This is a genomic window from Caulobacter sp. FV1ye6ST (assembly GCF_058681225.1).
This window is the reverse complement of record NZ_CM178733.1, coordinates 5186827-5207857: the sequence shown is the minus strand read 5'-3', so window position 1 is coordinate 5207857 and position 21031 is coordinate 5186827. Positions and strand designations below refer to the sequence as shown.

Genomic DNA, 21031 nt, shown 5'->3' with positions numbered 1-21031 from the left:
AAGGGTGCTTAAAGGCAAAGCGCAACGGAACGAAGAGTTTTCATCAGCTTGGCGTCCCCGCGTGCAGTTCGGCCAGCCAGGCGTCGGCGGTGACATCCGACGGCATCCGCCAGTCGCCGCGCGGCGAGAGGGCGCCGCCCGACGAAATCTTGGGTCCGTTCGGCACGGCCGAGCGCTTGAACTGGTTGGCGAAGAAGCGCTTCAGAAAAAGCTCCAGCCAGCGCTTGATCTCCGGCAGGTCATAGGCGCGCCTCGCGTCGTCCGGCAGGCCGACCGGCCAACCGCCCTTTTCCGCGTCATGCCAGGCGGTCCAGGCCAGGAAGGCGATCTTGGACGGCGCCATGCCGTAGCGCGTCATGTAGTAGAGGTTGAAATCCTGCAGGGCGTAGGGCCCGACAAAGCTTTCGGTGGCCTGAGCCTTCTCGCCCGGCACCAGCTCCGGCGAGATCTCCGTGGCCAGGATGTCCTCCAGAAGCGCCGTGGTGGCGGCGTCGACATCGCCGGAATGGGCCACGAAGCGGATCAGGTGCTGGATCAGCGTCTTGGCCGCCCCGCAATTGGGGTTGTAGTGGCTCATGTGGTCGCCGACGCCGTAGGTGCACCAGCCCAGGGCCAGCTCGGACAAGTCGCCGGTCCCGACGACCAGGGCGGCGTTGTGGTTGGCCAGGCGGAACAGGTAGTCGGTGCGCAGGCCCGCCTGCACGTTCTCGAAGGTCACGTCGTAGACCGCCTCGCCGCGCCCGAACGGGTGGTCGAGATCCTTCAGCATCTGGGTCGCGGCCGGACGGATGTCGAGCTCGGCGGCGGTGACGCCCATCGCCCGCATCAGCGCCCATGCATTGTCCTTGGTGCGATCCGAGGTCGCGAAGCCCGGCAGGGTGTAGGCCAGGATATTGGTGCGCGGCAGGGAGAGTTGGTCGACAGCCTTGGCCGCCACGAGCAGGGCCTGGGTCGAGTCTAGGCCGCCAGAGATGCCGATGACCAGCTTCTTCAGGCCAGAGGCTTCCAGCCGCCGGGCCAGACCCTGAACCTGGATATTGTAGGCCTCGTAGCAGTTCTCGCGCAGCTTGGCGGGATCCGACGGCGTGAACGGAAAGCGTTCGATCGGCCGCGCCAGGGCCAGGTCGCCGGCCGGGAGCTTGAAGGTGAAGCCCACGGTCCGAAACGGCGCCTTGGGCGGCGAGAGCGCCATGGCGTCGCCGAAGCTGCCGACCCGCATCCGCTCCTGGCGCAGGCGATCGACGTCGATGTCGGCGAAGGTCCAGGCCGCGGCCGTCGAGAAGCGCGGGCTCTGCGCCAGCAGGGCGCCCATCTCGTGGATGTCGACATGGCCGTCCCAGGCCAGGTCGGTCGAGCTCTCGCCCGCCCCGGCGGCGGAATAGACATAGGCCGCGATCATTCGCGACGACTGGCTGGCGCACAGCAGGCGACGCGTCTCTGACTTGCCGATGGTGATGTTGCTGGCCGAGAGGTTCAGCAGGATCTCGGCCCCGGCCATGGCCTGAGCGGTGCTGGGCGGGGTGGGCGTCCAGACATCCTCGCAGATCTCGACGCCGACGGTGAACGGCGTCACGCCCTCGCCACGGAACAGGACGTCGGTCCCGAATGGCGCGCTCTGTCCAGCCAGGGCCAGGAGCTTGCCCGTCACGCCAGCGCCCGGCGTGAACCAGCGGCGCTCATAGAATTCGCGATAGTTGGGCAGGAAGCTCTTGGGAACCACGCCCAGCACCTTGCCGCCCTGGATCGCCACGGCGGTGTTGTAGAGCCGGCCGTTGTCCCGAAGCGGCGCGCCGACCACGATCATCGGCGCAAGGTCGGCGCTCGCCTCCGCCAGGGTCGCGATCGCCGTCTCGACCGCGTCGAGCAGCACGTCCTGCTGCAGCAGGTCATCGATCGTGTAGCCCGTCAGGCCAAGCTCGGGGAACACGATGACCGCCACGCCGGCCTCGTGCGCCTCGCGGGCGAGGACCAGCACGCTCCGCGCATTGGCGGCCGGATCGGCCAGTTTCACCTTGGGAACGGCGGTGGCCACGCGGACGAAGCCGTGGCGATAGGGCGAGAAGAACGACGGACTACCCAAGGAACCGGCCTTTCAGGGTTATGCTTAAATTGAGCATAAGTCTGGCTTCACCTATAACGCCCCCGGACGATGTTGCATAGCGTCCTCAACATGTCGCCAGAAGCCCCGCGCGGGTTGACCCTAGGGGGTTCCCATGCGAGTGCGCCCCTCGCGCAGCCCCGCAAAACATAGAAAAGACGGAAGCCCCCATGCCCGTTTCGCCCATCAAGATGGCCGACGCGATCCGCGTCCTTTCCATGGACGCCGTGCACAAGGCCAAGTCAGGCCACCAAGGCATGCCGATGGGCATGGCCGACGTGGCGACGGTCCTGTGGGGTAAGTTCCTGAAGTTCGACGCCTCCCAGCCGAACTGGCACGACCGCGACCGCTTCGTGCTGTCGGCCGGCCACGGCTCGATGCTGCTCTATTCCCTGCTTCATCTGACCGGCTTCAAGGCCGTGACGATGAAGGAGATCGAGAACTTCCGTCAGTGGGGGTCGCTGACCCCCGGCCACCCGGAAGTCCACCACACGCCCGGCGTCGAGACCACGACCGGCCCGCTGGGCCAGGGTCTGGCCACGGCCGTCGGCATGGCGATGGCCGAAGCCCATCTGGCGAGCCGCTTCGGCTCTGACCTCGTCGACCACCGCACCTGGGTGATCGCCGGCGACGGCTGCCTGATGGAAGGCGTCAGCCACGAGGCCATCAGCATCGCCGGCCGCCTGAAGCTGAAGAAGCTGACGGTGCTTTTCGACGACAACAACACCACCATCGACGGCGAGGCCACCATCGCCGAGACCGGCGACCAGGTGGGCCGCTTCAAGGCCGCCGGCTGGGCCGTGAAGGTCGTCGATGGCCACGACCACGGCAAGATCGCCGCCGCCCTGCGCTGGGCCACCAAGCAGGACCGCCCGACCATGATCGCGTGCAAGACGCTGATCTCGAAGGGCGCGGGTCCGAAAGAGGGCGACCCCCACAGCCACGGCTACACCCTGTTCGACGACCAGATCCGCGACGCGCGCGTCGCCATGGGCTGGGACGCCGAGCCGTTCACCGTGCCGGGTGACATCGCCGCGGCCTGGAAGAGCGTCGGCCGTCGCGGCGCCAAGGTCCGCAAGGCCTGGGAGGCCAAGCTGGCCGCTTCGACCCACGCTAGCGACTTCAAGCGCGCCATGGCCGGCGAGTTGCCGGAAAGCGCTTTCGAAGCGCTCGACGCCCACATCGCCAAGGCTGTCGAGGCCAAGCCGGTCAACGCCACCCGCGTCCACTCGGGCTCGGCCCTGGACCAGCTGATCCCCGCGATTCCGGAAATGATCGGCGGCTCGGCCGACCTGACCGGCTCGAACAACACCCTGGTCAAGGGCATGGGCGCCTTCGACGCGCCCGATTACACCGGCCGCTACGTCCACTACGGCGTGCGTGAATTCGGCATGGCCGCGGCCATGAACGGCATGTCGCTGCACGGCGGCGTCATTCCCTATTCGGGCACCTTCCTGGCCTTCGCCGACTACAGCCGCGCGGCCATCCGCCTGGGAGCCCTGATGGAAGCCCGCGTCATCCACGTGATGACCCACGACTCCATCGGCCTGGGCGAGGACGGCCCCACCCACCAGCCGGTGGAACAGGTCGCTTCCCTGCGCGCCATTCCGAACCTGCTGGTCTTCCGTCCGGCCGACGCGGTGGAAGCCGCCGAGTGCTGGAAGATCGCCCTGCGGAGCCCGCGCACCCCGTCGGTCATGACCCTGTCCCGCCAGAAGACCCCGCACGTCCGCACCAGCGCTGGCGACCTGTCGGCCAAGGGCGCCTACGAGCTACTGGCGGCCGAGGGCGGTGAAGCCGAGGTGACGATCTTCGCCTCCGGCACGGAGGTCGGCGTCGCCGTCGCCGCGCGCGACATCCTGCAGGCCAAGGGCAAGCCGACCCGCGTCGTCTCGACCCCCTGCTGGGAACTGTTCGACAAGCAGGACGCCGCCTACCAGGCGTCCGTCATCGGCACCGCGCCGGTGCGCGTCGCCGTCGAGGCCGGCATCAAGATGGGCTGGGAGCGCTTCATCGGCGAGGATGGCAAGTTCGTCGGCATGAAGAGCTTCGGCGCCTCGGCCCCGTTCGAGCGCCTCTACAAGGAATTCGGCATCACCGCCGAAGCCGTCGCCGAAGCGGCGTCAGCCTAAGTCCGCGGATCGAATTGGAACGGCGGGGTGGCGTCAGAACGCCACCCCGATCCGTAGGATCGCCACCAGGGCGTGGCCGACGCCGCCGTCCGCGCCCGGATCCTTCACATATTGGAGGTCGGGCTGGATCGTCACCGGACCGATCTTGTCCGCGTAGCTCATCTCGATCGCGCTCTCCGAGTGCGTTAGGCGCTGGCCCCCGTCGAAGGCGTTGTCGCGGTATTTGCTCGAAAGAAAGGCCTGGTTGACGCCGATAGAGAAGGCGCTGTCGGGGCGACTCTCGAACACGTGCTTGACCAGCATGCCGGCCTGCCAGCCGCCCTTGAACGCCGTCGTATCGCCATCCGAAACGCCCAGACGCGCAAAGGCGGTGGTGGCGCGCACGGCGTCCTCGGCCTCGCCCGTCAGTTGGCGCTCCAACAACACATACGCGCCGCGGGCCGTGGCTTGGGCAGGATCGCCGGACGGCGTCACCGCGCGGATGTCCTCCTGCTTGTCGCTATAGCGCCAGGCCCCGACCGCCACCTTGCCTCGCCCCTGCCAACCGCCCTCGGCGATCACCAGCACGCCATTGTCGAAAGAGGTGTGGATGCCGCCCGGATCGCCCAGAACGCCGGCATTGGCGTTCAGCACGGCGGCCTGGGCGTAGGCGTGCTCGTTCGGCGTCCAGCGAACCCGGACGGCCAGCGAGGTGGACGGGAAGATCGACGGCCCGTTCGGTCCCGTGGCCGCCAGTTCCGAGCCTATGCCGAACGCAGGCGCCAGAAGCATGCCGGCGCTGTCGTTGGCGTAGAATTCACTGTTGAGGTCATAGAGACCGGCGCGGATGGAGCCCTTGTCTCCAAAGCCCTGTTCGACCCAAGCCTCGAAGAGGCGGGCGCGGTGGCGCGTGACCTCGATATTGTCGACCCCCTGCAGCGTGCCGGCATCCTCGTTGGGCATGCCGCCGCTGTTGTTCAGCAGCTCGAAATGGGCGCTCGCGCCCTTCCAGCCGACGGCCTTGTCGAGGTCGAGGTCGCCGAAGACTTGCAGGTCGTCCAGCACGCGGCCGCGCTTGGCGAGCCCTCCGCTGACGGTCCCGGCCGCATCGACCTTGTAGCTGCCGCTGAGCTTCAGCGCCGGGGCGTCGTCGGCTCTGGCCTGGCTCGCCAACAGAGCCGTGGCGACGAAGAAGAACCCCGTGGCCAGGCGATAGACAGTCCGTTTGGTCTTGATCTGGCGCATTCTAGCCCCCGCTGTCCCGACGTTCGATCGGGCGAGGGGCACCCTCACCCGGGGCGGGGCGCCATCCGGTAAACCTTGGCTGTGGCGAGTCGTCGCACAAGAGCGCCAAAAAGGCGGAAATCGCTTTCCTGCGGCGAGATGACGCTGATGCGCGCCGAAGAGGCATAAACATGCGCGGCCCGGCTGGCGCCAGGTCCGGACGATCTATTCCGCTTGTCGGAAAGGTCCTTGGTGGAGCCGAGGGGAATCGAACCCCTGACCTCCTCATTGCGAACGAGGCGCTCTACCATCTGAGCTACGGCCCCAAGGAGCGGCGGAGATACGGCCCCTGAGCGCGAACGTCAAGCGTCGTATGCGCGCTAGTCTTGGACTTCGCTTCAACGTCGCGCTACATCGCGAGAGAGTTCACTTTGCGAGGAATGCATGGGTTCGGCAATTGTCTGGCTCGTCGACACCGTCATCGGCCTGCTGATCTTCCTCATCGTCGTCCGGGCGATCGTGAGCTGGCTGGTTCAGTTCGACATAATCAATACCCGCAACCGCGTGGTCTGGCAGATCCTCACGATGCTGGAACGCCTAACGGACCCCATCCTGCGACCGATTTCGCGGGTCGTGCCCAGCATCGGCGGCATCGACATCAGTCCGATCGTCGCTTGGCTGGCTTTGACGGTCATCCGCATCGTCTTCCTCAAGAATATCGCCCCCTTGCTGATTAGCGCGCTGGGCTGACTTCATTGACTGAGACCCTGGCCGTCCGCCTGACCCCGCGCGGCGGTCGCGACGCGGTGGACGGCTGGGCGCTGGACGGCGACGGGCGGCCCTATCTGAAGGTGCGCGTCTCCAGCCCGCCGGTTGACGGCGCGGCCAACGCCGCTCTTCTGGTCTTCCTGGCCAAGACCCTCAAGATCCCGCGATCGGCCGTCCGCCTGGTCGCCGGCGACACCGCCCGCGTCAAGCGGTTGGAACTTGACGGCGTAACCGCAGCCAACCTTGATGAGGCTTTCGGCCCCCGCCCCTAGCGCGCCCCAGGGAAAAACTTACCCGCACACCCAGCCGGTTTGATGCTTGACGCAAAATCTCACCCTCGCACTCCCAGAACAAGTCGTTGACGGGGCGGGATTTTTTTATTTCCCTTTAGTCCTTCGCGCCTAGCCTTGGTTGTGAAGGGGATCGGGGGGTCCCTCAGGGGTGCGGGCGTCCATGTCGACGACGAAAGTGCAGGGAGCGGTAGCGCGCACCACGGCTTCGCGGCTCGCGAACACCTATCTACGGGTGGGTGCGACAATCGTCATCGCCACGATCCTGCAGGTCTATGTCCATACGAGCTGGGGCTGGCTGTGGGCGCTGACATACCTGCTCTGTTGCGCTTTCGAGCTCTGGGTGCGCCGCCCCCTGGCGATCAATCCGGACGCGCCTGTCGCGACCTGGCGTCGCCTGGCCGTCTTCCTGTCCCCAGCCATCACCTCGACGGCCTTCGGCGCCCTGTCGATCGTGCTGTTTTCATCGCACATCCGCTTCGCGCCAACCCTGGGCGGCATGCTGCTGGCTGGGGCCCTGCTGAACGTTGTCGTGATCAACGCCGGCAATCGATCGGCCACCCTGATGGCCGCCGGGCCCCACGCGTTCTATCTGCTTATCGTCCCATTCGTGGCCAAGGCGGCCAATCCGGGCGCCAATCTCGCGGATGTCCTGTGGTTCGGGGCGTTCTTGATGATCACCTCGGTCGCCGTGGCCAGCAGGACCCTGGGCGCCGCCCTGAAGGCCGAAGCCGACGCCAAGGCCGAGGCGGAGCGCCGCCGCCACGAGGCCGAGGAGGCCGTGGCCGCCAAGTCCGCCTTCGTGGCCATGATCAGTCACGAGCTGCGCACCCCGATCAGCGCCATCCTGGCCGGGGCCGCGCGCCTGCACAGCGAGGTCCCCGAGGCCAGCTCCAAGGTCCACGCCCAGCTGATCGCCGACGCCGGCGGGTTGATGCGCACCCTGCTGAACGATCTGCTCGACTTCTCGCGCCTGGAAGCCGGCCGCATGTCTGTGGAAAAAAGCGCCTTCAATCTGCGCCAGTCCTTGTCCGACACCCTGCGCTTCTGGCGGCCCGAAGCGGCCCGCAAGGGCCTGCGCCTGCGGGTGACGGGCGCGGCCAGCCTGCCCCGCTGGACCGCCGGCGACGCCATGCGGTTGAAGCAGGTGCTGAACAACCTGCTCAGCAACGCCATCAAGTTCACCGAGCGCGGCCACGTCACCGTCGTGCTCGACGCCAGCCCCGTCGGCGATCAGATCCAGCTGTCGATCGCGGTCCACGACACCGGCCCCGGGATCCCGGAGACCGCCCTGTCGCGCCTGTTCACGCCGTTCGACCAGCTGAACACGGCCGTCGTCCGCCAGCATGGCGGCTCGGGCCTGGGGCTGGCGATCAGCCGTGAACTGGCCCGCCTGATGGGCGGCGATCTGACCGTCGCGAGCGCCTCCCAACAAGGCGAGGCGGGCGAGGGCGCGCGCTTCACCCTGACCGCTGTGCTCGAGACGGCCGAAACGCCCCGCGTCGATGACGAGAACCGCTCGATCACCGGCTTGCGGGTGCTGGTCGTCGACGATCATGTCGTCAACCGGCGAGCCATCGAACTGATCCTGGAGCCGTTCGGCGTCGACGCCGCCCTGGCGGAGTCCGGCGAGGAGGCTCTCGAACTGCTGAGGTCCGAGGTCTTCGACGCGGTGTTGATGGACCTCTACATGCCAGGCATGGACGGCCGAGACGCCACCAGGATCCTGCGGGCCAGCGATGGCCCCAACCGCGACATCCCGGTGATCGCCGTTACGGCCTCGGCCACGCCCAAGGACTGGGAGGCCTGCGCCGCCGCCGGCATGAACGCCCACGTCGCCAAGCCGATCGACCCTGTCGAGCTGTTCAGCGCCCTGGCTCAGGTCCTGGCGGACCCGGTCGCTTCGCCCGAAGAGGTCGAGGCCAGCAGGGTTTGAAGCCGGGCGGTCAGCGCCGCCTCGTCCTTGAAGTCGCACTCCCAGACCACCTCGACCCGCCAGCCCGCCGCCTTCAGCGCTTCGACCGATCGCGCGTCGCGGGCGACGTTGCGCGCCACCTTGGCCAGCCAGTAGTCGCGATTGGCCTTGGGAACCCGCGAGCCACGCGCGCAGTCATGCCCGTGCCAGAAGCAGCCGTGGACGAGGATCGCCAGCTTGCGCCCCGGCATCACCAGGTCCGGATTGCCCGGCAGGTCCTTGCGATGCAGGCGGTAACGGGCGCCGAGACTCGTGAGAATGCGGCGCAGGGCTTTCTCGGGCGTGGTGTCCTTGCTCTTCACCCGCGCCATGACGGCCGAGCGCTTGGCCTGGTCGTAGACGTCGGTGGTCATGCCGAGACACTCATGGCCGCGTTTCGGGCGGAAAGCGGCCCAGACGCAGGGTTCCGGTCAGCAGCAGCACCCCGAGCTGCTTGAGGCCTGGCCACCGCGACATCGGCGTGAAGAACCAGTCTCTCATCCGCGGCCAGAACGGCCCATGCGCCTGGAAGAGCGGCGTCAGGGCCTTGGAGACCAGTTGATAGACCCCGGTGTGGCGCCGCCGATCGTCCTGCCAGGCGCGGACCGCCACGGCGGTCGGGCGATGGTCGCGGTCGAGGCGCGCGGCCAGTTCGACGGCGTCGACGAGGGCTAGGTTGGCGCCCTGCCCTAGCTGAGGGCTGGTGCCGTGGGCCGCGTCCCCGATCAGCACGCACGCCTCGCGGTTCCAGCGACCGACCGAGACATCGCGATAGACGGCCCGGGAAAAGCCTTCCCAGCCGGCTCGACCTTCGAGCAGGGCGGCGGCCTCGGGCCACAGCGACCCCAGGCGATTGCATCGCCAGGTCTCGAAGTCGCCGGCCAGGAAGGCGTCCATGTCCTTGACGGGTAAGGACCAGAACAGGCTGACCTGATCGGTCTCGCCCGCGCCGCCCCGGCCGACGGGCAGGACGCCGGTCATCACCTCGGTCCGGTGATAAACCTGACGCAGGGCGTTGGCGAAACGGCCTTCGGGATCGCTGGCGTTGGTCCAGACCGCGCCCCAGGGATAGATCGGCGCGCGTGCGGTCGGTCGGACGGAGGTCCGCAAGGCCGAGGCCGAACCGTCGCCCACGATGGCCAGATCGAACGGCCCGAAGGCTCGACCGCTTTGGTCATGCAGGATCGGGCGCGACGGGTCCTCGATCCGGACAATGCGCGCATCGGTGACGACCCCCACACCGGCCGGCGCCAGCTGGTCATGCAGGGTGTCGAACAGCACGGCGCGATGGACGCCGATCCCATGCGCCCCGGTCCGCCAGTCGCCGTAGTCGAGGTCCATGACCCGGCGGCCACGCGTGTCCTTGCCCTCGAGCCGGTCGACGCGCGCACCGGCGGCGCGGATCGCCTCGTCGAGACCCAACGCCTTCAGCGCCGCCAAGCCCGTGGGCTGCAGCAGCAGGCCCGAACCGACGGGGCGCGGCGCGGCGAAGGCTTCCAGCAGGATCACGGCGTGGCCCCGGCGCGCCAGGGCCAGCGCGGAGGCCATGCCGCCGACGCCGCACCCGACGACACCGATCCGCAGTGACGCGCCCACTGGGGCGGCTCAGAGCCCGTCGAACAGGGCCGTGGATAGGTAGCGTTCGGCGAAGCTGGGGATGATCGCCACGATGAGCTTGCCGGCATAGTCGTCGCGCAGGGCTAGATCGAAGGCCGCCGTCAGGGCCGCGCCCGAGCTGATGCCGACCGGCAGCCCCTCGGTATTGGCCGCGCGGCGCGCCATGGCGAAGGCGTCGTCATTGCTGACCTGGACGATGTCGTCGATCACGCCACGGTCCAGGATGCCCGGCACGAAGCCGGCGCCGATGCCCTGGATCTTGTGCGGTCCCGGCGCGCCGCCCGACAGCACGGCCGAGGCTTCCGGCTCGACCGCGACCATCTTCAGAGACGGCTTGCGCGCCTTCAGCACCTGGCCGACGCCGGTGATCGTGCCGCCCGTTCCGACGCCCGAGACCACCGCATCGACGGCGCCGTTGGTGTCGTTCCAGATTTCCTCGGCGGTCGAGACACGGTGCACCAGCGGATTGGCGTCGTTCTCGAACTGCTGGGGCATGACCGCGCCGGGCGTGGCCTCGACGAGTTCCTGGGCGCGGGCGACGGCGCCGCGCATGCCCTTTTCGGCCGGGGTCAGTTCCAGCTTGGCGCCGAGCAGCAGCAACATCTTGCGGCGCTCGATCGACATGCTCTCAGGCATGACCAGGATCAGCTTGTAGCCCTTGGCGGCGGCCACGAAGGCGAGGGCGATGCCTGTATTGCCCGAGGTCGGCTCGATGATCGTCGCGCCCGGCTTCAGTATGCCCTGGAACTCCAGGGACTCGATCATCGCCGCGCCGATGCGATCCTTGACCGAAGCGATCGGATTGAAGAACTCCAGCTTGGCCAGCACCTCGCCCTTGGGCTTCAGCTCGGCCGACAGGCGCGGCAGCCGGATCAGGGGCGTATCGCCGATGGTGTCGATGATCGAGTCGTAGATCTTGCCGCGACCAGCGCGCTTGAAACGCACGGCGTCGTAGAGGGAGGAAGCGTCGTCCATCTGAGAACCCAGAGCCTTAGGTTGCGGGAAGCGGGCCGCACCCTAGCCCCCGGGGCGGGGACTGTCAGGGGGTCATTCGGCGGCGAGGCTTGCAGTTTTACTATCGAGCAGCGGCTCCAACAGGCTTTCCGCCAGCCAACGGACCACGGGGACCGCGACGCCGTCGCCGATCACCTGGAGACCCGCCGTCTGCGAGCGCGGCAAGGCGTAGCTGTCCGGCAGGCCCATCAGTCGCGCGCCCTCGCGCGGGCTGACCAGTCGCGAGCGGACCTCGCCGTTCTCGATGACCAGCAGAGTCTGGCGCGAGGAGCCGCCACGCGGCGTGCGCAGGCAGCCCGCGAAGCCGTCGAACCGCACCTCGGCCCGCTGTGCGCCGCCGCGCATCCGGCGAAACACCGCGCCGACCGAACGGCCGCCGGCCTCGCGCCGCGTCTCGACCGCCTGACGATGGCTGTCGACCATCAGGGCCAGCAAGGCCTCGGTGCGCTCGGGCGGGTTCCACGTCACGGCGGTATCGGGCTCGAGCACGACGGCCAGGTCGGTGTTGCGGGGCGGCGGGGACGGCGCGCCCCACCAGATCCAGTGGGCTTGCAGGTCTCCGGGCAACCGCGCGGCGGCCTCGCGGACGGCGCGGGTGTGGAAGGCGCTGGAGCCTTCCAGCGCGGCGGTCGGCAGGCGTGTGGCGACCACGAAGACACGCGGCCGCGACTGCGGGATAAAGGCGCCCGCGTCGATCTCCAGCGCCCCGAAGCGGTAGCCCTCTTCCGAGAGCACCCCGCACAGGGCGGTGAAGTCGTCGCCGTGATGCGAGGTCAACAGGCCCACCACGTTCTCGATGACGATCACAGGTGGGGCGCGCCCCTGCGCCGACAGGGCCTTCATCAGGGTCCAGAAGCCGAAGAAGGCCGAAGACTTGCCGCCCGACAGACCCGCGCGCGCGCCGGCCAGACTGAAGTCCTGGCAGGGGCTGGAGGCCCAGGCGAGGTCGGCGGTCGGCAGGAGATCGGCGTTCAGGGCGAAGACGTCGCCCTCGTGAAAGTGCCCTTCGGCGTCCGGGAAGTTGGCGCGATAGGTCGTCGCCTTCACCGCGTCGAAGTCGTTGGCGAAGGCGCATGCCCAGCCTTCGCCCAGACCGACGCGGGCCATGCCGCCGCCGGCGAAGAATTCAAGGAAGGAGGGACGCGCGTTCCGATTCATCGAAGCGGAGTCTAGCCTTTCCAGGCCTAGCCGGGATAGCCAGAGACATGCGCACCGCCGTCCTGATCGCCGCCCTTTTCACCTTTGCCGCGCCCATGCTGGCCGCCTGCGACGCGCCGCTGGGTTCGAACGAGGAGGCGCCGCCGCCGGCCGACGCGCCGGTGACGGTGGGTCCGGACTACGGCGGCGACTTCGACGCGGTGGGGACCGAGCCGTTCTGGACGCTCAAGATCCGCGCGGCCAGCATGACCCTGGCCCGTCCGGACCGCCCGGAGGTCGCCACAGCCAATCCCGGCGTGCGGGCCGACGGCGACCAGGGCGTCTGGGACGGCACGGTGGGCGAGCAACGCCTTGTCCTGCGCCTGACGCCGGGCGATTGCTCGGACGGCATGTCCGACCGCCACTACGGCTACTCGGCCGAGGTCTGGACCGACGGCGAAACCTTGCGGGGCTGCGCCGCCAAGACCCAGGACCTGGCGGCCCAGCCCAAACCCTAGTCCCCCTTAGGGCCCAGATAGCCCGGCCCGTAGACCGCCGCGCGGAAGTCTCGGTGAAGGCTGGCGTCGAACGGGAAGGTCTGGACGAAGAACACGGCGGTCAGTCTGTTGACTGGATCGACCCAGAACAGCGTCGTCTCGCGGCCATCCCAGAAGAATTCGCCGACCGCGCCGCGGTTTTCCTCGGCCGTCTTGGGCTGGCTCTCGCGGACCGCGAAGTCCAGCCCGAAGCCGACCGAGCCCTTGCTGGGCAGCCACCAGGTCTCGGTGACGCGGGGGTCCAGATGATCCGTTCCCATCAGGCGGACGGTCGAGGGCTTGAGGATCCGCACCCCATCCAGCGACCCGCCGCCCAGCAGCATGCGCGAGAAGCGGGCATAGTCGTCGATCGGGGCCACCAGGCCCGCGCCGCCCATGGTCAGGCGGCGGCTGGGGTCGAAGTTCAGCTTGCGGGTCTCGGCGTCGTCCTGGCGGGTCAGCTTGCCGTCCTCGCCCTTGTTGTAGGTGGCGGCCAGCCGCGCGAAGGCGGCTTCGGGCTGGGTCCAGCCGGTTTGCGTCATGCCCAGAGGGTCGAGGATGTGGGCCTTGGCGTAGGCCTCGTAGGGCTGGCCGCTCAACACCTCGACCAGGCGGGCCTGGACGTCGACGGCGGCGCTGTAGCTCCACTGCGCGCCGGGCTGGTAGAGCAGCGGGACGGTGGCCAGGCGGCGGCTGAATTCGGCGAGGTCGTTCTTCAGGTTCAGCGGATCGACGGTCTGGAAGACCTTGTCCGCCGGCAGGCCGCGCCCGCCGTAAGAGAAGCCGGCCGTGTGGCGCAGGACATCGCGGATCAGGATCGGCCGGTTCGCCGGAACGATGGTCCCCTCGGCGTCCATCACCTTCATGTCGGTGAATTCGGGCAGGTAGCGCGACAGCGGGTCGTCGAGACCGAACTTGCCCTGCTCCCACAGCTGCATCAGCGCCACGCCGGTCACCGGCTTGGTCATCGAGAAGATCTGCACCAGCGTATCGCGGCGCATCGGCTTGGCGGCCTCGCGGTCGGCCATGCCGGCGGCCCCGAAATAGCGTTCCTGGCCGTCTTGCCAGACCAGGGCCGAGACGCCGACGGCCCGACCGCTGTCGACCATGGCCTTCAGGGCCGCGTCGATCCTGGTCTTGTCGATCTTGACCGGAGCCGCGGCTTCAACGGCGGGCGCCGGTCGAGCCAGGGCAGGCGCGGCCGGAGCGGCCAGCAGCGTCGCCGCGACGGCGGCGAGGATGATCTTCTTGGGCACGCGGCCTCCCCCGAACGCTTCTCATGACAGCGTTGGCCATGACGACAGGGACTGTCGCTGACGTCGGGACGCTTTTCCAGCGTGTCGTAGTCGTAGATGCGGCCCCGAATCAGGTCAGGTCGCGCTCCTGGGTGGCGACCAGCTTGAGATAGGCTCCGTACGGCGACTTGGCCAAGGCGTGCGCCAGGCCCATCAGCTGCTCGGTCGAGATCCAGCCGTTCTGATAAGCCACTTCCTCGACGCAGCCGATCTTCAGGCCCTGACGGTGTTCCAACGTACGTACGAACTCCGAGGCCTCCAGCAGACTGTCGTGGGTGCCGGTGTCCAGCCAGGCGAAGCCCCGGCCCATGCGCTCGACCGACAGGTCCCCAGCTTCCAGATAGAGCCGGTTGATGTCGGTGATCTCCAGCTCGCCGCGCGCCGACGGCTTCAGGTCGCGGGCGAAGTCGACGACGCGGTGATCGTACATGTAGAGGCCGGTCACCGCCCAGTTGGAGCGGGGCTTGTCCGGCTTTTCCTCGATCGAGACGGCCTTGCCCGAAGCGTCGAACTCGACGACGCCGTAGCGCTGCGGATCGTTGACGAAATAGGCGAAGACGCTGGCCCCGATCTTCGAGCGCTCCTTGGCCCCCTGCAGGATGCGGGTGAGGCCCGCGCCGTAGAACAGGTTGTCGCCCAGCACCAATACGGACGGCTGATTGCCGACGAAATCCGCGCCGATGCGATAGGCCTCGGCCAAGCCGTTCGGATTGGCCTGTTCGGCGTAGGTGATGCTGATCCCCCACTTGGCGCCGTCGCCCAGCAGGCCCTCGAACAGGGGCAGGTCGCGCGGGGTCGAGATGATCAGCACGTCGCGGACGCCGGCCATCATCAGCACCGACAGCGGATAGTAGATCATGGGTTTGTCGAAGACCGGCAACAGCTGCTTGCTGATCGCCATGGTCACGGGATGGAGGCGCGTGCCCGATCCGCCCGCGAGGATAATGCCCTTCATTACGTCTTCTTCTTCAGTCCTGACGGCGGAAACCTAGAGCGGAACGCGCCGTGGCGTGAGCCCTTAGTTTCAGGGTTTGCGGTTTCAACGCGATGATTTCGAAGAAATTTTGACCGAAGCGACCTCAGACATGCCCCTTGGCCGTGAGGTAACGGTCGAGAGCCAGCGTCCAGTCGGGCATCGGACGACCGATCGCGGCGACCAGCTTGGCGTTCGACAGCGCGCTATAGGGCGGCCGGCTCGCGGGGGTCGGGAATTGCCTGGTCGGGATCGGCGCGACCTCGGCGGCGACACCGGCCTTGGCGATGATCGCTTCCGCGAACTCATACCATGAGGCGGTCCCCGAATTGACCACGTGATAGTCGCCCGCCGGAGCCTTGGCCGCGATCAGGTCAAGGATGGCCTCGCCGGCGTCGAGGCTGGCGGTCGGCGACATCACCTGGTCCGCGACGACGGTCAGGCGGCCCTTCTCCTTACCGAAGCGCAGCATGGTCTCGACGAAATTGCCCCCCTTGCCGCTGGCCCCCGCTACGCCGAACAGCGAGGCGACCCGGGCGACGAGGACGTCGTCATGCTCCAGGCGGGCCAGATCCTCGCCCAGGGCCTTGGTCGCGCCATAGACGTTGACCGGCGCCCGGCCGACTCCTTCCGACAGCGGCTCGCGCTGGACCTGGCCGCCATAGACATAGTCGGTGGAGACCTGCACCAGCCGCGCGCCCCTGGCCGCGCAAGCCTTGGCCAGACGGCCCGCGAAGTGGGCGTTGATCGCCACGGCCGGACCCGGATCCTTCTCGCAGTCATCGACGCGGGTGACCGCCACGCAGTTGATGGCGACGTCGAAGTCGAGGTCGTCGAAGCTCGCCGACGGATCGGCGGCGTCGACCTGGGCGCGGGTCACGGGCGTCAGGTCGAGGCCGCGCTGGGCCGCGAGCGCCACGAGGTCGGACCCCAGCTGGCCGTTCGCGCCGAAGAGGGCGATACGCATCAGGCGGTCTTCAGTCCGAGGCGCTGGCCGGCATAGCGCGCGCGTAACGGCGCCCACCAGGCCTCGTTGTCGAGGTACCACTGGATGGTCTTGCGCAGGCCGGTCTCGAAGGTTTCCCGCGCCCGCCAGCCCAGCTCGGTCTCAAGCTTCGTGGCGTCGATCGCGTAACGGGCGTCGTGGCCCGGGCGGTCGGTGACAAAGGTGATCAGGTCGCGGCGGCTCCGGCCGGCGATCGGGCGCAGCTCGTCGAGCACGTCGCAGATCGCCTCGACCACCTGGAGGTTGGTTCGCTCGTTGCGGCCGCCGACATTGTAGCTTTCGCCCGGGACGCCCCGCGTGGCGATCAGGTGCAGGGCGCGGGCATGGTCCTCGACGTGCAGCCAGTCGCGGACATTGTCGCCCTTGCCGTAGACCGGCAGCGGCTTGCCCTCCAAGGCGTTCAGCGTGACCAGCGGGATCAGCTTCTCTGGGAAGTGATACGGGCCGTAGTTGTTCGAGCAGTTCGAGATAACCACCGGCAGGCCGTAGGTGTGATGCCAGGCGCGGGCCAGGTGGTCGGACGAAGCCTTGGAGGCCGAATAGGGCGAGCGTGGATCGTAAGGCGTGGTTTCGCTGAACAGGCCCTCCGCGCCCAGGCTGCCGAACACCTCATCGGTGGAGATGTGGTGGAAGCGGAACGCGGCCTTCTCGTCGCCCTCGAGGCCCTGCCAGTGTTCCAGCGCCGCCTGCAGCATCACATAGGCGCCGACGATATTGGTCTGGACGAAGTCGCCGGGGCCGGTGATCGAGCGATCGACATGGCTCTCGGCGGCCAGGTGCATGACCACGTTGGGGCGAAAGGCCTTGATCGTGGCCGAGACGGTCGCCGCGTCGGCCACATCGCCTTGCACGAACTGGTAGTCGGCCTTGCCTTCCAGCATGGCCAGGCTGGCCGGCGAGGCCGCGTAGGTCAGCTTGTCGTAATTGAGAATCGCGACGTCGTTCTGGCCGGCCAGATGACGGCACACGGCCGAGCCGATGAAGCCCGACCCGCCGGTCACCATCACGCGAAGATTTTGCTGCGACATGCGCTGGAAAGCTCAAGCCCTAAAAGAGCACGCCCCGTACTCCAGTTTTTAGTGTACGCGCAACAGCCAGCCCCAGAACGCGGGTACGCGATCCTTAGTCGGTGAACACCACCGTCTTGCGACCGTTCAGCAGCACCCGGTCCTCCAGGCGATAGCGCAGGGCGCGGGCCAGCACCCGGCGCTCGATGTCTCGGCCCTTGCGGATAAGGTCTTCCGGCGTGTCGCGATGGCTGATGCGCTCGACGTCCTGCTCGATGATCGGGCCTTCGTCGAGATCGCCGGTCACGTAGTGGGCCGAGGCGCCGATCAGCTTCACGCCGCGCGCATGGGCCTGGTGGTAGGGCTTCGCGCCCTTGAAGCCCGGCAGGAACGAGTGGTGGATGTTGATGCAGCGGCCCTGCAGCTTGGCCGACAGGCCGTCCGACAGCACCTGCATGTAGCGGGCGAGCACGACGATGTCGGTCCGGGTTTCCTGGATCAGCTTCCAGAGTTCGGCTTCCTGCTCGAACTTGGTTTCCTTGGTCACCGGCAGGTGGTGGAAGGGCAGGCCTGAAAGGTCGATGTGCTCGTAGGTCCGCGCCGGGTGGTTGGAAACGACCCCGGCGATGTCCATCGGCAGCTCACCGATCCGCCAGCGATAGACGAGATCGGCCAGGCAGTGGTCGAACTTGCTGGCCAGCAGCAGCACGCGATAGCGCTCCGTGCGGTCGCGCAGCGTCCACTTCATCTTGAAGGCGTCAGCCACGGCCACGAACGCGTCGCGCAGCTCGGCGCGGTCTTCTGGATTTTTGGCCGCGCCATCGGCGTCGAACACCACGCGCATGAAGAACTGACCGGTCTCCTGGTCGTCGAACTGCTGGGCGTCGAGGATGTTGCAGCCGCGCTCGAAGAGGAAGGCGGACACCTTGGCGACGATGCCGCGCTGGTCGGGGCAGGAGAGGGTCAGGATCATGGTCCGCTCCCTCTAGAGAACCCCATCGCCGAAGAAAAGCGCCTGACCGCATCAGGCGAGGTCGTTTTTTCCGGCGCGGCTGACGTTTTCCTAGACCTGTGGCACATCCATGCCGCGCTGGACGGCCTGGCGGCCGCCCACCGCCTGCACCCAGGCTTCCACCGCGGGAACGCCAGGTTCGCGATCAGGCTCGGCCTTGGCCAGCGCGCCGAGGATGGCCTTGGTCCAGGCATAGCTTGCGATGTCGGCGATCGAATAGTGCTCGCCGGCGAGCCAGGGGTGGTCGTTCAGCCGCCGATCCATCACGCCCAGAAGGCGCACGACCTCGTCGCCGAAGCGGTTGATGGCGGCGGGGAGCTTCTCCTCGGCGCGGAGGGCGAAATAGTTGTACTGGCCAGCCATCGGACCCAGGCCGCCCACCTGCCAGAAGGTCCATTCCAGGGCCGCCCAGCGTTCCGGACCCTCCGGCGCCAGCAGCTTGCCGGTCTTCTCGGCGAGATAGACCAGGATCGCGCCGCTTTCGAACACCGCCTGCGGGCCGCCGCTCGCGTCGTGATCGACGATGGCCGGAATCTTGTTGTTGGGCGAGATGGCCAGAAACTTCGGGTCGAACTGCTCGTCCTTGCCGATGTTCACCGGGTGGACCCGGTAGGGCAGGCCCACCTCCTCCAGCATGATCGAGGCCTTGCGGCCGTTGGGCGTGGTCCAGGTGTAGAGGTCGATCATGGGGTGTCTCCTGCGGGCTTTTAGGGGCAACAACGCCCAGGACCGCGATCTTGCCGCGCGCGGGTGGGCGGCGCGAGGGAAGCGGTCTAGGCTCCTGACTATGGTTTCCTCATCCGAAGTCTTGTCTGAACGCGCCGTCGACATCCTGGCCAAGCTGGTGGCGTTCGACACCACCTCTCGCCGCTCGAACCTGGCGCTGATCCAGTGGGTCGAGCAGTACCTGGCCCGCCTGGATATCCCAACCCGCCGGGTGCCGAACGTCGACGGGACCAAGTCCAATCTTTTGGCGAGCATCGGGCCGGCGGTCGAGGGCGGAATCGTGCTGTCGGGCCATACCGACGTCGTCCCCGTCGACGGCCAGCCGTGGTCCAGCGATCCGTGGGTGCTGACCGAGCGCGACGGGCGGCTCTACGGCCGGGGAACCTGCGACATGAAAGGCTTCCTGGCCCTGGCGCTGGCCGCCGCGCCGGACCTTGCCCAGGCGACGCTGAGAAAGCCCGTCCACCTGGCCTTCTCCTATGACGAGGAGGTCGGCTGCCTTGGCGCGCCGGACATGATCGCGGTCATCGCCAATGACCTGCCCCGACCCGCCCTGGTCATCGTCGGCGAGCCCACCGACATGGTCGCCGTCCGCGCCCACAAGGGCATCGCCAGTTTCATCGTCACCATCACCGGCCGCGAGGCTCATTCCAGCCTGACCCACCTGGGCGTCTCGGCCAACATGGCGGCGATCAAGCTGATGGCGAAGTTGGTCGAGCTTTCCGAAAAGCTGGAGCGCGAGGCCGACCCGAACTCGCTGTTCATCCCCAAGGGCGCGACCCTGACCGTGGGCCAGGTCAATGGCGGCACGGCCGTCAACATCCTGGCCCGCGAGTGCGTGTTCGTGTTCGACCTGCGCACCCCAGCCAGTCTGGAGCCGATGGCGATCCTGGCCGACTTCTTCGCCGCCGCCGAGGCGATGGACGCCGAGATCAAGGCCAAGGCCCCCGAGGGCGGGGTGAAGGTCGAGCGCCGCTCGCTGACCCCGGCCTTCGCGCCGGAAGAGAACGGCCTCGCCGAGGCCTTCGCCCGCAAGTTGGCCGGCGACAACGGCCCGGCCCGGGTCGTGCCCTATGCCGCCGAGGCCGGGCAATTCCAGGGCGCGGGCTTCTCCACCGTGATCTGCGGCCCCGGCTCGATCGACCAAGCCCACCAGCCCGACGAGTATGTCGAGATCAGCCAGATGCAGCGCGGGGCCGCGTTCATGAGGCGGTTGATCGAGGATCTTTCCACTTCCTGATGACGAACCGCCGGCCGATGAACGCGGCCGGGTCGATCGACATCACCCGCAGGATCGCCGCCGGCGAAGCCTTGCGCCTGGCCTGGATCGCGCGGCGGTCCGCCAAGACCTGATCCAGGTCCTCGCGCTTCAGCGCCGCCTTGACGCCCCGGATGGCCGGCGCCACGTCGCCACGCCGCCAGTGCAGCAGCAGCAAGCCCGCCGTCACCGCCACATGCAGCGGTAAGGTGACCGGGAACAGCCAGCCTGGCGTGTTCTTGACGAAGGTCCAGATCCGGTTGCGCGAGCCGTGGAAGATCGAGAAGTCAGAGCGCACGCCAGTACTGGCCGAACCGACGTGAGCGACCTTGGCCTTGGGCAGCAGCAGGGTCGGATAGTCGTAGAGCCGCAGGCGGTAGCCCAAGTCGACGTCCTCGCAGTAGCAGAAGTAGCGCTCGTCGAAGCCGCCGACCGCGAGGAACAGTTCGCGATCGATCAGCATGGCCGCGCCGCAGGCCGAGAACACCTCACCCTCGGGTAGAACCGCCGGCGCCTGGCGGCCATACCCGCCTCGGAACGGTATGCCGGCGCTGGTGACGTTGTCGCCGGCCCCATCCAGCAGGCCCGGCCGGTCGGCCGACAGCTGCAGGGAGGCGAAGCTCTTGACGGTCGGATGACGGTCGACGCCGGCCATCAATTCGGCCAGCCATTCGGGCTCTGCATAGGCGTCGGGATTGAGCAGGACCAGCCAGCGCCCCTTGGCGCGCCGTGCCGCGAAGTTGTTGCCGGCCGCGAAGCCCAGGTTGGCGCCCGCCTCGACGAAATCGACCCACGGATGGGCCTTGGCCGCCGCCCGCGGCGCGCCGTCGGTCGAGGCGTTGTCGATCAGGATCGTCTCGAAGTCGCGGAAGGTTTGGGCCGCCAGCCTGTCCAGGCACGGCTCGAGGGTCGGGCCGCTCTGGTAGGAGACGATGATCACGCTTACGAGCGGGCCGCTCTTGTTTTCGTTCGCTGGCTTGTTTTTCGGGTTTTCAGGCGGCATCG

General features: G+C 67.9%; 19 protein-coding genes and 1 tRNA gene. 6 read left to right on the top strand and 14 right to left on the bottom strand.

The window, feature by feature from the left end:
- Positions 1–43 precede the first annotated feature (43 nt).
- A complete protein-coding gene (locus ACW175_RS24810) occupies positions 44–2080 on the bottom strand; it encodes an NAD(+) synthase (RefSeq protein WP_492102558.1) in 2037 nt (678 codons plus the stop codon).
- 188 nt (positions 2081–2268) lie between these two features.
- On the opposite strand from ACW175_RS24810, the gene tkt reads away from it, so the two are divergent.
- Positions 2269–4230 (top strand): transketolase, encoded by a 1962-nt coding sequence (gene tkt, locus ACW175_RS24805; protein WP_492102557.1) that lies wholly within the window; start codon positions 2269–2271, stop codon positions 4228–4230.
- Between the two features lie 33 nt (positions 4231–4263).
- On the opposite strand, the gene ACW175_RS24800 is transcribed toward tkt, so the two are convergent.
- Positions 4264–5454 (bottom strand): carbohydrate porin, encoded by a 1191-nt coding sequence (locus tag ACW175_RS24800; RefSeq protein ID WP_492102556.1) that lies wholly within the window; start codon positions 5452–5454, stop codon positions 4264–4266.
- Positions 5455–5683: 229 nt separating this feature from the next.
- Positions 5684–5759 (bottom strand) — tRNA-Ala (locus tag ACW175_RS24795).
- Positions 5760–5877: 118 nt separating this feature from the next.
- Between ACW175_RS24795 and ACW175_RS24790 the strand changes: the two genes are divergently transcribed.
- From ACW175_RS24790 to ACW175_RS24780, 3 genes are all read left to right on the top strand, one after another.
- Positions 5878–6183: a YggT family protein gene (locus tag ACW175_RS24790; RefSeq protein WP_492102555.1), complete on the top strand. Its 306-nt coding sequence runs from the start codon at positions 5878–5880 to the stop codon at positions 6181–6183.
- Positions 6184–6188: 5 nt separating this feature from the next.
- A complete protein-coding gene (locus tag ACW175_RS24785; RefSeq protein WP_492102554.1) occupies positions 6189–6473 on the top strand; it encodes a DUF167 domain-containing protein in 285 nt (94 codons plus the stop codon).
- A 181-nt stretch (positions 6474–6654) separates the two neighbouring features.
- The gene (locus ACW175_RS24780; RefSeq protein WP_492102553.1) at positions 6655–8427 is read left to right on the top strand and encodes an ATP-binding protein; all 1773 of its coding nucleotides are present in this window, start codon (positions 6655–6657) and stop codon (positions 8425–8427) included.
- On the opposite strand, the gene ACW175_RS24775 is transcribed toward ACW175_RS24780, so the two are convergent.
- The 4 genes from ACW175_RS24775 to ACW175_RS24760 all read right to left on the bottom strand — a co-directional run bounded on the left by ACW175_RS24775 (position 8370) and on the right by ACW175_RS24760 (position 12234).
- Positions 8370–8819, bottom strand: coding sequence for a very short patch repair endonuclease (locus ACW175_RS24775; protein WP_492102552.1), 450 nt, complete (start codon positions 8817–8819; stop codon positions 8370–8372). The genes ACW175_RS24780 and ACW175_RS24775 overlap by 58 nt on opposite strands.
- A 10-nt stretch (positions 8820–8829) precedes the next feature.
- Positions 8830–10041, bottom strand: coding sequence for an FAD-dependent oxidoreductase (locus ACW175_RS24770; protein ID WP_492102551.1), 1212 nt, complete (start codon positions 10039–10041; stop codon positions 8830–8832).
- A gap of 9 nt (positions 10042–10050) precedes the next feature.
- Positions 10051–11037, bottom strand: a complete 987-nt coding sequence (gene cysK / locus ACW175_RS24765) for a cysteine synthase A (protein WP_492102550.1) — start codon at positions 11035–11037, stop codon at positions 10051–10053.
- Positions 11038–11109: 72 nt separating this feature from the next.
- Positions 11110–12234 (bottom strand): DNA cytosine methyltransferase, encoded by a 1125-nt coding sequence (locus tag ACW175_RS24760; RefSeq protein WP_492102549.1) that lies wholly within the window; start codon positions 12232–12234, stop codon positions 11110–11112.
- 47 nt (positions 12235–12281) lie between these two features.
- Between ACW175_RS24760 and ACW175_RS24755 the strand changes: the two genes are divergently transcribed.
- Positions 12282–12731: a COG3650 family protein gene (locus ACW175_RS24755; protein WP_492102548.1), complete on the top strand. Its 450-nt coding sequence runs from the start codon at positions 12282–12284 to the stop codon at positions 12729–12731.
- Here ACW175_RS24755 and ACW175_RS24750 read toward each other — a convergent pair.
- From ACW175_RS24750 to ACW175_RS24725, 6 genes are all read right to left on the bottom strand, one after another.
- Positions 12728–14005: a serine hydrolase domain-containing protein gene (locus tag ACW175_RS24750; RefSeq protein WP_492102547.1), complete on the bottom strand. Its 1278-nt coding sequence runs from the start codon at positions 14003–14005 to the stop codon at positions 12728–12730. The genes ACW175_RS24755 and ACW175_RS24750 overlap by 4 nt on opposite strands.
- A 109-nt stretch (positions 14006–14114) precedes the next feature.
- Positions 14115–14999, bottom strand: coding sequence for a glucose-1-phosphate thymidylyltransferase RfbA (rfbA, locus tag ACW175_RS24745; protein ID WP_492102546.1), 885 nt, complete (start codon positions 14997–14999; stop codon positions 14115–14117).
- Between the two features lie 124 nt (positions 15000–15123).
- Positions 15124–15984: a dTDP-4-dehydrorhamnose reductase gene (gene rfbD, locus ACW175_RS24740; RefSeq protein WP_492102545.1), complete on the bottom strand. Its 861-nt coding sequence runs from the start codon at positions 15982–15984 to the stop codon at positions 15124–15126.
- Positions 15984–17051 (bottom strand): dTDP-glucose 4,6-dehydratase, encoded by a 1068-nt coding sequence (gene rfbB, locus ACW175_RS24735; protein WP_492102544.1) that lies wholly within the window; start codon positions 17049–17051, stop codon positions 15984–15986. Before rfbB ends, rfbD begins: the two co-directional genes overlap by 1 nt.
- A 94-nt stretch (positions 17052–17145) precedes the next feature.
- The gene (gene purU / locus ACW175_RS24730) at positions 17146–18003 is read right to left on the bottom strand and encodes a formyltetrahydrofolate deformylase (protein WP_492102543.1); all 858 of its coding nucleotides are present in this window, start codon (positions 18001–18003) and stop codon (positions 17146–17148) included.
- A gap of 90 nt (positions 18004–18093) precedes the next feature.
- The gene (locus ACW175_RS24725; protein ID WP_492102542.1) at positions 18094–18729 is read right to left on the bottom strand and encodes a glutathione S-transferase N-terminal domain-containing protein; all 636 of its coding nucleotides are present in this window, start codon (positions 18727–18729) and stop codon (positions 18094–18096) included.
- 100 nt (positions 18730–18829) lie between these two features.
- Here ACW175_RS24725 and argE point away from each other — a divergent pair, with 100 nt between their 5' ends.
- Complete coding sequence (gene argE, locus ACW175_RS24720; protein ID WP_492102541.1) at positions 18830–20008, top strand: acetylornithine deacetylase; 1179 nt, start codon at positions 18830–18832, stop codon at positions 20006–20008.
- On the opposite strand, the gene ACW175_RS24715 is transcribed toward argE, so the two are convergent.
- Entirely contained in the window at positions 19971–21029 is a 1059-nt protein-coding gene (locus ACW175_RS24715; protein ID WP_492102540.1) for a glycosyltransferase family 2 protein, read from the bottom strand. The two genes, argE and ACW175_RS24715, sit on opposite strands and share 38 nt — an antisense overlap.
- Positions 21030–21031 lie beyond the last annotated feature (2 nt).

Bases quoted from the DNA above. Each gene is read 5' to 3' on its own strand.
- tkt (WP_492102557.1), top strand. From the start codon at position 2,269: ATGCCCGTTTCGCCCATCAAGATGGCCGACGCGATCCGCGTCCTTTCC.
- ACW175_RS24800 (WP_492102556.1), bottom strand. From the start codon at position 5,454: ATGCGCCAGATCAAGACCAAACGGACTGTCTATCGCCTGGCCACGGGG.
- ACW175_RS24790 (WP_492102555.1), top strand. From the start codon at position 5,878: ATGGGTTCGGCAATTGTCTGGCTCGTCGACACCGTCATCGGCCTGCTG.
- ACW175_RS24780 (WP_492102553.1), top strand. From the start codon at position 6,655: ATGTCGACGACGAAAGTGCAGGGAGCGGTAGCGCGCACCACGGCTTCG.
- ACW175_RS24775 (WP_492102552.1), bottom strand. From the start codon at position 8,819: ATGACCACCGACGTCTACGACCAGGCCAAGCGCTCGGCCGTCATGGCG.
- cysK (WP_492102550.1), bottom strand. From the start codon at position 11,037: ATGGACGACGCTTCCTCCCTCTACGACGCCGTGCGTTTCAAGCGCGCT.
- ACW175_RS24760 (WP_492102549.1), bottom strand. From the start codon at position 12,234: ATGAATCGGAACGCGCGTCCCTCCTTCCTTGAATTCTTCGCCGGCGGC.
- ACW175_RS24755 (WP_492102548.1), top strand. From the start codon at position 12,282: ATGCGCACCGCCGTCCTGATCGCCGCCCTTTTCACCTTTGCCGCGCCC.
- rfbA (WP_492102546.1), bottom strand. From the start codon at position 14,999: ATGAAGGGCATTATCCTCGCGGGCGGATCGGGCACGCGCCTCCATCCC.
- rfbD (WP_492102545.1), bottom strand. From the start codon at position 15,984: ATGCGTATCGCCCTCTTCGGCGCGAACGGCCAGCTGGGGTCCGACCTC.
- rfbB (WP_492102544.1), bottom strand. From the start codon at position 17,051: ATGTCGCAGCAAAATCTTCGCGTGATGGTGACCGGCGGGTCGGGCTTC.
- purU (WP_492102543.1), bottom strand. From the start codon at position 18,003: ATGATCCTGACCCTCTCCTGCCCCGACCAGCGCGGCATCGTCGCCAAG.
- ACW175_RS24725 (WP_492102542.1), bottom strand. From the start codon at position 18,729: ATGATCGACCTCTACACCTGGACCACGCCCAACGGCCGCAAGGCCTCG.
- argE (WP_492102541.1), top strand. From the start codon at position 18,830: ATGGTTTCCTCATCCGAAGTCTTGTCTGAACGCGCCGTCGACATCCTG.
- ACW175_RS24715 (WP_492102540.1), bottom strand. From the start codon at position 21,029: ATGCCGCCTGAAAACCCGAAAAACAAGCCAGCGAACGAAAACAAGAGC.